This window comes from Vibrio astriarenae (assembly GCF_010587385.1).
In the GTDB taxonomy this organism is placed as follows: Bacteria; Pseudomonadota; Gammaproteobacteria; order Enterobacterales; family Vibrionaceae; genus Vibrio; species Vibrio astriarenae.
In genome coordinates this window covers 249,460-260,842 of record NZ_CP047475.1, presented here as the reverse complement: position 1 = coordinate 260,842, position 11,383 = coordinate 249,460, and the positions used below count along the sequence as shown (strand labels likewise).

The window sequence follows — 11,383 nt, the reverse complement described above, 5'->3', positions numbered from 1 at the left end:
TCAAACTAGGTGAATACCGGCTTAAATTAAGGTGACATATCCCACTAACAAGGTGGGCATGAGCAAGAACTATCAAGATAAATGCCAATAGAGCAGACTTGGTTTTTGCTTAGTGTTTTTTGTTGTTTATTAGTATTTTGGATATAAACATGTCACTACCTCATGTAATACTTACAGTGTTGAGTACGCGCGATGCGACGGGCTACGACATTACAAAAGAGTTTTCATCAAGCATTGGATATTTTTGGAAAGCGAGTCATCAACAGGTGTATCGTGAACTGAATAAGATGGCACAGAGCGGCCAAGTATCTTGTGTATTGGAACCCCAGGAAGGCAAACCAGACCGCAAGGTTTACTCTATTACTGATGCCGGTAGAGCAGCCCTGGGTGTATGGTTTGAACAACCAACCGCTGAAACGACTGTGCGCGATGAGTTTTGCGCTAAATTGATGGTGTGCGCTGTTGAAGAGATTACACCATTCAAAGCACAGTTGAACATTCTAATTGAAGAAGCACACAAATTTGTTGCGCATTACCAAGAGATCGAACACGCCTACTACGGCGACCCAAAAGTGTTGGACAAGCAGCGCCGACTAGAGCGCCTGACTCTTCGCCGCAATACTATGCTTCGTCAAGCATGGATTGAATGGGCAGAAGAAGTGAAAGCCGAGCTAGACCAAATGTAAAAAAATGGCCTCATCCTAGGATGAGGCCATTTTTTTATTCGTAAGCTCGACTCAAAAGCTAAATACCATCACCACCGACAAAGTGCTGTGATTTGCCATTGAACTGCTGATCCATATCTAAAGAGGGTTTGTCGGTTTTTGGTCGACCAACGATCTTCGCAGGGACACCAGCCACTGTAGTATGTGCTGGCACTGCTTGAAGCACGACTGAGCAAGAGCCAATTTTAGCGCCCTCACCGACTTCAATGTTGCCCAGAATCTTAGCTCCTGCACCAATCATAACACCTTCACGAATCTTCGGGTGACGATCACCGCACTCTTTACCCGTACCGCCTAGCGTCACATCTTGCAAAATTGACACGTCGTTTTCGACCACTGCCGTTTCACCAATCACGATCCCCGTTGCATGATCGAGCATGATGCCTTTGCCAATCTTCGCCGCCGGATGAATATCCACCTGACAAGCCACCGATATTTGGTTTTGTAGATACGTCGCCAGCGCCACTCGCCCCTGCTTCCATAACCAGTTAGCGACACGATAGCCTTGCAGCGCGTGATAACCCTTTAGATAAAGAAGAGGCATAGAATACATCGCAACCGCAGGATCTCGGTTGACTGTTGCACAGATATCGCAAGCTGCTGATTCACTGATCGTCGGGTCTGCGGCGAGTGCCTCTTCGACGACTTCTCGCACAGCCATTGCAGGCATTGAGGCAGTTTTTAGCTTGTTTGCAAGAATGTAGCTCAGCGCTGCCGCTAAGCTTTCGTGCTTGATGATGGTTGCGTGGTAAAAGCTGGCTAGCATCGGCTCTTGCTCTGCTAACTCTCGTGCTTCCTTGACGATGCATTGCCACACTTTCTGTTTTTCACAGCATTTCATTGCCACTTCCTAATCTCTTTCTTTATTGCCTTACGCTTCGGCTTTCTTGTCTCGAGCCAACAAGTCTTGCGCCGCTTGACGTGCATCTTTTCCTTGATAGAGCACTTGATAAATCTGATCTACGATAGGCATCTCAACACCCATACGATTCGCTAACAGCCATACTTCCTTGGTGTTGCGATAACCTTCTACCACCTGGCCAATCTCGTGCTGGGCAACATCCACATCTTTGCCCTGACCAAGCGCCAAACCGAAGCGGCGGTTGCGAGATTGGTTATCAGTGCACGTGAGCACCAAATCCCCTAAGCCCGCCATACCCATGAAGGTTTCAGGTTGGGCACCTAGTGACGCCCCAAGGCGGCTCATTTCTGCCAAACCACGCGTGATCAGAGCAGTACGCGCATTTGCACCAAAGCCGATGCCGTCAGACATGCCTGCACCGATCGCGATGACGTTCTTAACCGCGCCTCCGAGTTGCATGCCGATAAAGTCGGAGTTGGCGTAAACACGGAATGTCTTACTGCAGTGAATCTTCTCTTGTAGATCTTCGACAAACTCAGCATCTGGTGAGGCCACTGAAATCGCGGTTGGCATCCCCATCGCTAACTCTTTAGCGAAGGTTGGGCCTGACAGCACCGCCAGAGAGTATTTATCACCTAACTTATCGTGAGCGACCTCTTTTAGAAGGCGACCCGTTTCAGGCTCCAGCCCTTTTGTTGCCCAGCAGATACGCGCATCATCACGCAAATGAGGCTTCATACTATCGAGCACAATACCGAAGACATGACTTGGAACCACCACCAGCACATCGCGACTTGCACTCAGTGCTCGCTCAAGGTCAGACTCCACAATCAGGCTTGGTGGAAAATCGATTCCTGGCAAAAACTCATGGTTAGCGCGATCGGCTTCAAGGCGGGCCATGTGCTCTTGTTCATGTCCCCAGATCACGACATTGTCGCCATTACGCGCCAAAGAAATCGCCAGAGAAGTACCATAAGAGCCTGCGCCAATCACCGTCATACTGATCGGTTTGCCGTAAGGGTGCGCGTTAGAAGCTTGAGTCATAGAATCAACCTTTGAATTTGTCTCCCACTAGTTTAGCGCAGACCGGCTAACACTGTACTAATGAGAAGAATGAAGTTAAGCGGCTATTATTAAATAAAAAACCCGCGAGTGTGAAACAAAAAATGCACAAGATCTGGCATCAGACCTTGTGCATTCTAAAAGAGTAAGCAATATCAGCTGCGATTATGCGTCAGCTTGCTGACCTTCTTGCTGTGCTTGCTGCTGTAGGTAGTTCATGAACAACGCGTCAAAGTTAACTGGCGCTAGGTTCAGTTGAGGGAACGTACCTTTAACCACTAGGCCTGAAATCGTTTCACGCGCGTATGGGAATAGGATATTCGGGCAGAATGCACCTAGACAGTGTGCTAGCTGACCCGCTTCCATTTTCGCAGCAGTGAAGATACCACCTTGCTGGATTTCACATAGGAATGCTGTCTCTTCAGCGTTCTTAACCGTTACCGTAATGCGTAGAACAACTTCGTATACGCCTTCACCTAGTTCACGGCTTTGAGTGTCTAGGTCCAGTTTTACATCTGGGTTCCACTCTTTTTGGAACATAGTTGGTGAGTTTGGTGCTTCAAAAGACAGGTCTTTTAGGAAGATACGTTGAATTGTGAAGTTCTGCTCTGGCGCTTGAGGTTGTGCTGCTTCAGCCATTTTTACTTTCCTTTAAATTTTGGTTACTACACTCGGTAGCTCGTTGTGTTGCTTCGAGACTAACCGAGCGCATTAAGAATAACTAGGTGTTGTTGCGATTTCGTGTCTACTCTCACAACTCTGGGGCATTTTCGGCTTTTATTTCACCAATAAAACACCAATCGAAGGATTACTTCTTACCACGTACCAGTGGTAGGTTCGCTTCGTTCCAAGAAATCAAACCGTTCTTTAGCAGGAATACCTTTTCGAAGCCCGCTTTTGCAAGCTCGTTCGCGCTTTCTGCTGCAGTTTGACCTGTCTTACATACAACGATGATTGGGTTAGTTTTCTTGTTTTCAAGGCTACCTAGGTTACCCGCCTTGATATCAGACGGTAAAATGTGAACTGAGTCGGTAATGTGGCCTTTTTTGTACTCGTCTTTAGAGCGAATATCGACAACCACACCCTCTTCTTTGTTCATCATTTGCGTCACTTGGCTTGCTGTCACTTCTTTATAGGCAGCTGTTGCCGACTTGTAGATGTTCGCAATCAATGCAATAAACAAACCCACCCATACCAACGACATAATCATGTTCTGTTGGAAAAAATCTAAATACTCTTGCATATCCGCTGCTCATTTCCTGAAAAAACTAAGCCCACCCCGCCATGGAGTCAGCCGAAAAAATTAAGTGGCAAGTATACCCACTCACTCACAGCCCGACTAGGGGCTTTTCATGCTTTGCTACAATCAAAGACCTCGAAGTGAGATCTCTCCACCAATATGCGCCTCAATCCCTTGTTCAGTCTCGATAAGTACAGCGCCTTGCTCATTAATTCCACGAGCAACGCCTAATATTTCTCGATTACCCATAATTAACTTAATCGGGCGATTCAAAAAATTGTCGATTCGGTTCCAACGCGCAACGAACTCATGCATGCCATATTGCTCGTAGTCTTGCAGTGCATTTTGCCAAGCCGTGATAAATGCAGCGCATAGCTGATTTCTATCGACATCACCACGCTCTAAACATAACGGATGATTCTGCTGCTCTTGTAGTAGTTCCGTCAGGCTCGCCCATGGCTGGTCTATGCCCGTCGTCTGCTGCGACATCGCGATGTTCATGCCCATTCCAATGACAAGGTGAGCGGCACCTCCTGCCTGACCAGAGAGCTCCACCAAAATGCCCGCTAGCTTCTTATCCTGATAGTAGAGATCATTAGGCCATTTCAGCTTAACACCCTCAACCCCCAATGACTCGAGAGCCTCAACGACGGCAACACCCACAACTAAGCTTAGTCCCACTGCTGCAGCCATACCCGCCTCTAGACGCCAGTACATAGACAAATATAGGTTAGCACCAAATGGTGATACCCATTGACGACCGCGACGGCCACGACCTTGCGATTGATACTCAGCAATGCAGGTAGCGCCTGATTCAAGCGCATCCACACGACTTAGAAGGTGCTGGTTGGTTGAGTCAATCACCGGATGCAACGTCACTTGGGTGCCACACTTTTTCTCGATAGTCGCCCCATCGAGCAAGGTCAGTGGCTGGGCGAGCTGGTAACCTTTTCCCGGAAGGGAGAACACCTCGACGCCCCACTCTTGAATACCCTTGATGTGTTTACTCACCGCCGCTCGGCTGATCCCTAACTGCTTACCAATCTCTTCACCAGAGTGAAAACCACCTTGTGCAAGTAAACTAAGGATATCGAGCTTAGCTTTAGGAACTCTGGGACTCATCGAAGCTCTCCTACAATCTGCTCCAAACGCGTTTCGCCCAATGCGCCCATAAAACGCACTTCATGCTCAAGCGAAATCTCGTACCGTTGCCAAACCGCATCGCGAACTCTCGCCGCAAGCTTCACCACATCACTCGCAGTGGCATTGTCTTTGTTAACAATCACCAGAGCTTGATTTGGGTGTACTTGCGCCCCCCCTTCGCACTCGCCTTTGAGGCCACATTGGTCAATCAGCCAACCTGCCGCCACTTTCATTCCATTATCTGCGGGATACGCCACCATGTTTGGGTAGCTCTCGATCAGCCTTTGGTGTTGCTCCAGCGAAATCACTGGGTTCTTGAAGAAGCTCCCTGCGTTTCCGGTTTGCTCCGGGTCTGGAAGCTTCTCCATACGGACTTGACACACTCGCTCGAAGATAGCCTTCGCGGTCGGATTCTCTATGTCTTTAAGAGGTCCATACTGAGTATTCGCCTGCCAAGATTTAGAGAGCTTCAAACCTATCGCAACAACAATGCCCTTCTCATATAAAGCATGTTTGAAAATAGAGTCTCGGTAACCAAACAAGCACTCCTCGTTTGAGAGCCTTTTAATTTCAAAGCTCTCCAAACAAAGAACATCCACATATTCACACACATCGGCCAACTCAACGCCGTATGCCCCGATATTCTGTATCGGAGCAGAACCTGCACAACCAGGAATGAGCGCTAGATTCTCTAAACCATCAAAGCCATTATCGACACACCAAGCCACCAGTTCAGGCCAGTCCTCACCACCAGCGATATGTAAGTGGTAAGCATCATCGGTTTGCGTAACTTGCTTACCCTGTAATTGGTTAATGATCACGAGCCCCTGATACGGCTCCGTAAAGAGCATGTTGCTCCCTTTACCGAGAAAGAGCTTAGGCACAGATTGCCATTTTGTTGATTGATACAGCGCCTTTAACTCATCAATTGAAGAGACAACCGCTAGGTGCTGACAAGGCTGCTCAATGCCGAACGTATGAAAAGGAGCGAGACTAGTGTGTGATGTGATTTGCATGAGTACTGTTTGAACCGGTGCATGAGGTCAATTAAACTGCCCACATCTTACACCAAAACCTACGCAACTTGTTTATCGCAATGTTAGATATTGAGCTTCTCGATCCAATAAAACTGCCTCTTGTTACTCGCCTGTATAAGCAGTACTACCCTTCGAAACCAAAGCGTGATGAGCTAATTTATGTTGGTTATCATCAAAAGCAGTTATGCGCAGTGGTGCGCTTTAGAACGATTGAGCGTTATCGATTTCTTACAGGCATGCTGGTGTCTCCACAGCACCAAGGAAAAGGTTTTGGACACCAACTACTCAAATACTGTGAACACAACATACTCACTCAAGCAGATTACTGCTTTGCTTATGAGCATTTGGAAGCCTTTTATCGCACTCATGGGTTTAAAACCGTAATAGCAGATGATCTACCTGGTGCTCTAAAAGGCCTCTATCTGCGTTACACCTCTAGCGGCAAAAAGCTGGTTGCGATGCAGTTCTCACCCTTGGACGTTCCAGTAGACTAATCCTGCATTTAAAAACATAGGCCGGCTTTATCAAAAGCCTACATCTGACTTGACTGCCAAAGACTATTTTCTTCTTTACGACCAATAAAAAATCTAGCTTTAACCGAAAAATGTTAACTTGATTACAAATTTAACCTCGCCATCTTGGGAGATTAGACCAGTAATTTGCTGCTAATTGTGGTGAATTAGCTATAATCTTGTTCAAATTACTAAAATCGGCACAATTTAGGTTATCAAGTTGTGTGTGATTCAGGATAGAATAAGACTAATCTAGACATAGTCTCACGATAAAGGAAGATAGGCTCACAATGTCAGCAAAGTCTCGCATTCTTGTTCTAAATGGACCAAATTTAAACCTATTAGGTCTAAGAGAGCCTGCGCACTACGGCTCAAATACTCTCGATCAGATCGTGGAGCGCCTACAAACATTGGCTCAAGAGGCCGATGTGGAGTTAGAGCACTTACAATCCAACCGTGAGTATGAGCTTATCGAAGCTATCCATGCTGCCTATAACCGAGTTGATTTCATCATCATCAACCCTGCAGCCTTCACTCATACCAGTGTCGCTTTGCGCGATGCACTGTTGGGTGTCGCGATCCCATTTATCGAGGTTCATCTATCCAACGTACATGCTCGAGAGCCTTTCCGTCATCACTCTTACCTGTCTGACAAGGCACAGGGAGTCATATGCGGCTTGGGTGCTCAAGGCTACGAATTTGCGTTGTCGTCAGCCATCAAACAACTGACGGCAAAAGCGCGTTAAATACTCTACAACTCAGCAATGGGTTGCGTAACTGATAAGTAGAAGAGAAAGAAACATGGATATCCGTAAAATCAAAAAACTAATCGAGTTAGTTGAAGAATCTGGCATCGCAGAGCTAGAGATCTCTGAAGGTGAAGAGTCAGTACGAATCAGCCGTAACGGTACTGCTGCTCCGGCACCTGTCCAATACGCAGCGGCTCCAGCTCCAGTCGCTGCACCAGCACCTGCTGCAGTAGAAGCACCTGCGGCAGCGGCTCCTGCAGAAGCGGCGGCACCGGTTTCTGGTCACCAAGTTCTTTCTCCAATGGTGGGTACTTTCTACCGTGCGCCAAGTCCTGACGCGAAACCATTCATTGAAGTCGGTCAATCTGTCACTGCTGGCGAAACTATCTGCATTGTTGAAGCAATGAAGATGATGAACCAAATCGAAGCAGATAAAACTGGTGTTATTACTGCAATCTTGGCTGAAGATGGTCAGGCTGTTGAGTTCGATCAACCTCTTGTTGTTATCGAATAATCGAGGCCACTTTTATGTTAGATAAAGTAGTAATTGCTAACCGAGGAGAGATTGCACTGCGTATTCTTCGCGCATGTAAAGAACTCGGTATCAAAACGGTAGCGGTACACTCAACCGCTGACCGTGACTTAAAACACGTACTACTCGCAGACGAAACCGTATGTATCGGCCCTGCTCGTGGTATCGACAGCTACCTAAACATCCCGCGCATTATCTCTGCGGCGGAAGTGACGGGTGCAGTGGCAATTCACCCAGGTTACGGCTTCTTGTCTGAAAATGCAGATTTTGCAGAGCAAGTAGAGCGCAGTGGCTTCATTTTCGTTGGTCCTAAAGCAGACACTATCCGTATGATGGGTGATAAAGTGTCAGCGATCAACGCGATGAAAAAAGCTGGTGTTCCTTGCGTTCCTGGCTCTGATGGCCCACTTAACGATGATGAGGCAGCAAACAAAGCCCACGCTAAGCGCATTGGTTACCCAGTCATCATCAAAGCTTCTGGCGGCGGCGGCGGTCGCGGTATGCGTGTGGTTCGCAGCGAAGCTGACTTGGTTGAATCTATCGCGATGACTCGCGCAGAAGCAAAAGCAGCCTTCAACAATGACATTGTTTACATGGAAAAATTCCTAGAAAACCCTCGTCACGTTGAAGTTCAAGTGATTGCCGATGGCCAAGGTGGCGCTATCCACTTGGGTGAGCGTGACTGTTCTATGCAGCGTCGTCACCAGAAAGTGGTTGAGGAAGCGCCAGCACCAGGTATTACTGCTGAAATGCGTAAATACATCGGTGAGCGCTGTACTCGTGCTTGTATCGAGATCGGCTACCGTGGTGCAGGTACATTTGAGTTCCTATACGAAAACGGTGAATTCTACTTTATCGAGATGAACACTCGTATTCAGGTAGAGCATCCAGTGACGGAAATGGTCACCGGTGTGGATCTGATTAAAGAGCAGCTGCGTGTTGCTGCTGGCCAGCCTCTGTCTTACACGCAAGATGATATCAAGATCAAAGGTCATGCTATCGAGTGTCGTATCAATGCTGAAGACCCTGTGCGCTTCCTGCCGTCTCCGGGCAAAATTGAGCGCTTCCATGCACCGGGTGGTATGGGCGTTCGTTGGGAGTCTCACATCTACACAGGCTACACAGTACCGCCTCACTACGATTCAATGGTTGGTAAGCTGATTACCTTTGGTGAGAACCGTGATGTGGCGATTGCACGCATGCGCAATGCCCTAAGCGAGATGATCATCGAAGGCATCAAAACCAATGTCCCTCTACAAGAGGACATCATGGCAGATGAAAACTTCCAGCATGGTGGCACGAACATCCACTACTTAGAGAAGAAGCTCGGCCTTTAATTGAACCGCCGTTTACTACTGATGAAATGCCCACTCATGTGGGCATTTTTTATGCCTGAGACCAATCTACACAACACGAAAAGTTGCGTGATATCACACCACCTTTGGTCTCACCCGCCATATCTGCTAAACTCTGCGCAAAATTCCTACTCATATGAGCGATGACCATGCCTTGGATTCAAATCAAACTCAACGCGACTAACACCAACGCGGAACAAATCGGCGACATGCTAATGGAAGAGACAGGTGCTCTTTCTGTGACTTTCTTAGATGCTCACGACACACCAGTGTTTGAGCCGCTACCTGGTGAAACGCGCCTTTGGGGTGATACTGATATTCTTGCTCTATATGATGCTGAAGCCGATACCGCGCTTATCCTTGAGCAAATCAAAAATAGCGGCTTGCTCACGGACAACTTTGCCCACAAAGTGGAACAGCTTGAAGACAAAGACTGGGAGCGCGAGTGGATGGATAACTTCCACCCGATGAAGTTTGGCGAGCGACTATGGATCTGCCCAAGCTGGCGTGATATTCCAGAGCCAGATGCGGTCAACGTAATGCTAGACCCTGGCCTTGCGTTTGGTACAGGTACCCACCCAACGACAGCACTCTGTCTAGAGTGGCTAGAAGGTCTTGATCTTGAGGGTAAGACCGTGATCGACTTTGGTTGTGGCTCAGGCATCCTTGCCATTGCAGCGATCAAACTCGGCGCTGAAAAAGTTATCGGTATCGACATTGATCCTCAAGCGCTACTCGCGTCGAAAGATAACGCTGCTCGCAATGGTGTAGCGGAGCAACTTGAAGTGTTCCTTCCACAAGATCAACCACAAGATCTGATTGCGGATGTGGTCGTAGCGAATATTCTTGCAGGCCCACTACGCGACCTTTCTTCCATCATCAAAGGGCTGGTTAAGCCACAAGGTGTACTCGCCATGTCCGGTGTACTCGACACGCAAGCAGAAGATGTCGCCAACTATTACCGCGACGAAATGACACTCGATGCGATTGTTGAGCAGAGTGAGTGGTGCAGAATCTCTGGCCAGAAAAACGCATAAATACTCAAAAGAAGACTAATTGTTTGAATTTCATACAATTTAACAAAACAAATTGTAAATGCTCAAATATTAGTCTTTTCACAGAGCGAAAAAAACCGTAAAATGCGCGCCCTTGCTGGTACAGAACTGTGATGTCGTTTTGAAAATCGGAAACCACCAACTTAAAAATAAACTTATCGTTGCCCCTATGGCAGGTGTAACAGATAGACCTTTTCGTGAGTTGTGTCTCCGATATGGTGCGGGAATGGCCGTCAGTGAAATGATGTCTTCAAACCCAAAACTATGGAAAACGGCAAAGTCACAGCAGCGTATGGTACATGAAGGCGAATCGGGCATTCGCTCTGTACAGATTGCTGGCTCGGATCCTCAGCTAATGGCTGACGCGGCTCAATTCAGTGTTGAAAACGGTGCACAAATCATCGACATCAACATGGGCTGTCCAGCTAAGAAAGTGAATAAGAAGTTAGCAGGCTCTGCACTGCTGCAGTACCCCGACATCATTGAGGATATCCTCAAAGCGGTGGTGAATGCAGTCGATGTGCCTGTGACTCTGAAAACTCGTACTGGCTGGGATCCAGAGAACAAAAACTGTGTCCACATCGCTAAGCTCGCACAAGATTGCGGCATACAAGCCCTCGCCCTTCACGGTCGAACTAAGGCGTGTATGTATAAAGGCGAAGCAGAATACGACAGCATCAGAGCGGTTAAGCAAGCGATCTCTATTCCTGTCATTGCTAATGGTGATATTGACAGCCCAGAGAAAGCAAAGCACGTACTGGATTACACCGGTGCAGATGCTCTGATGATTGGCCGACCTGCCCAAGGTCGTCCGTGGATTTTCCAAGAAATCCAACACTATTTGGAAAACGGCACCACGATGCCAACCCTTCCGACCGAGGAAGTAAAAAGCATCATGCTTGGTCACGTTCAAGCGCTCCATGAGTTTTATGGTGAGTATTTAGGTCCACGCATCGCGCGTAAGCACGTTGGTTGGTACCTAAAAGAACATGAGCAAGCGAGTGAGTTTCGCCGTACCTTCAATGCTATCGAAGCAGCACCGCTGCAGATCGAGGTGTTAGAGGGTTATTTTGATAACGTTGCATCATAATTAAGAGAAGAGCTAGACCGA

13 protein-coding genes are annotated in these 11,383 nt (G+C 47.7%); 7 read left to right on the top strand and 6 right to left on the bottom strand.

The window, feature by feature from the left end:
* Positions 1-149: 149 nt before the first annotated feature.
* Positions 150-686 carry a PadR family transcriptional regulator gene (locus GT360_RS01290; protein WP_164647157.1) on the top strand — a complete coding sequence of 179 codons (537 nt, stop codon included), beginning with the start codon at positions 150-152 and terminating at the stop codon, positions 684-686.
* Between the two features lie 58 nt (positions 687-744).
* Here GT360_RS01290 and cysE read toward each other — a convergent pair whose 3' ends face one another.
* The 6 genes from cysE to murB form a co-directional block, all read right to left on the bottom strand.
* The gene (gene cysE / locus GT360_RS01285) at positions 745-1,566 is read right to left on the bottom strand and encodes a serine O-acetyltransferase (RefSeq protein WP_164647156.1); all 822 of its coding nucleotides are present in this window, start codon (positions 1,564-1,566) and stop codon (positions 745-747) included.
* A gap of 30 nt (positions 1,567-1,596) precedes the next feature.
* Positions 1,597-2,631, bottom strand: a complete 1,035-nt coding sequence (gene gpsA, locus GT360_RS01280; protein WP_164647155.1) for an NAD(P)H-dependent glycerol-3-phosphate dehydrogenase — start codon at positions 2,629-2,631, stop codon at positions 1,597-1,599.
* Between the two features lie 183 nt (positions 2,632-2,814).
* The gene (gene secB, locus GT360_RS01275; protein WP_164647154.1) at positions 2,815-3,288 is read right to left on the bottom strand and encodes a protein-export chaperone SecB; all 474 of its coding nucleotides are present in this window, start codon (positions 3,286-3,288) and stop codon (positions 2,815-2,817) included.
* A gap of 169 nt (positions 3,289-3,457) precedes the next feature.
* Positions 3,458-3,892, bottom strand: a complete 435-nt coding sequence (locus tag GT360_RS01270) for a rhodanese-like domain-containing protein (RefSeq protein ID WP_164647153.1) — start codon at positions 3,890-3,892, stop codon at positions 3,458-3,460.
* A 123-nt stretch (positions 3,893-4,015) separates the two neighbouring features.
* Positions 4,016-5,011, bottom strand: a complete 996-nt coding sequence (birA, locus tag GT360_RS01265; RefSeq protein WP_164647152.1) for a bifunctional biotin--[acetyl-CoA-carboxylase] ligase/biotin operon repressor BirA — start codon at positions 5,009-5,011, stop codon at positions 4,016-4,018.
* Entirely contained in the window at positions 5,008-6,048 is a 1,041-nt protein-coding gene (gene murB / locus GT360_RS01260; RefSeq protein ID WP_164647151.1) for a UDP-N-acetylmuramate dehydrogenase, read from the bottom strand. The genes birA and murB overlap by 4 nt, the downstream gene beginning before the upstream one ends.
* 80 nt (positions 6,049-6,128) lie before the next feature.
* On the opposite strand from murB, the gene GT360_RS01255 reads away from it, so the two are divergent.
* The 6 genes from GT360_RS01255 to dusB all read left to right on the top strand — a co-directional run bounded on the left by GT360_RS01255 (position 6,129) and on the right by dusB (position 11,362).
* Positions 6,129-6,563: a GNAT family N-acetyltransferase gene (locus GT360_RS01255; RefSeq protein WP_164647150.1), complete on the top strand. Its 435-nt coding sequence runs from the start codon at positions 6,129-6,131 to the stop codon at positions 6,561-6,563.
* Between the two features lie 308 nt (positions 6,564-6,871).
* Entirely contained in the window at positions 6,872-7,327 is a 456-nt protein-coding gene (aroQ, locus tag GT360_RS01250) for a type II 3-dehydroquinate dehydratase (RefSeq protein ID WP_164647149.1), read from the top strand.
* A gap of 55 nt (positions 7,328-7,382) precedes the next feature.
* Entirely contained in the window at positions 7,383-7,844 is a 462-nt protein-coding gene (gene accB / locus GT360_RS01245; protein ID WP_164647148.1) for an acetyl-CoA carboxylase biotin carboxyl carrier protein, read from the top strand.
* Between the two features lie 14 nt (positions 7,845-7,858).
* Complete coding sequence (gene accC, locus GT360_RS01240; protein WP_164647147.1) at positions 7,859-9,199, top strand: acetyl-CoA carboxylase biotin carboxylase subunit; 1,341 nt, start codon at positions 7,859-7,861, stop codon at positions 9,197-9,199.
* A gap of 167 nt (positions 9,200-9,366) precedes the next feature.
* Positions 9,367-10,254 carry a 50S ribosomal protein L11 methyltransferase gene (prmA, locus tag GT360_RS01235; RefSeq protein WP_164647146.1) on the top strand — a complete coding sequence of 296 codons (888 nt, stop codon included), beginning with the start codon at positions 9,367-9,369 and terminating at the stop codon, positions 10,252-10,254.
* Positions 10,255-10,393: 139 nt separating this feature from the next.
* On the top strand, positions 10,394-11,362 hold the full coding sequence (gene dusB, locus GT360_RS01230) for a tRNA dihydrouridine synthase DusB (RefSeq protein ID WP_164647145.1): 969 nt from the start codon (positions 10,394-10,396) through the stop codon (positions 11,360-11,362).
* The last annotated feature ends 21 nt before the right edge of the window (positions 11,363-11,383 follow it).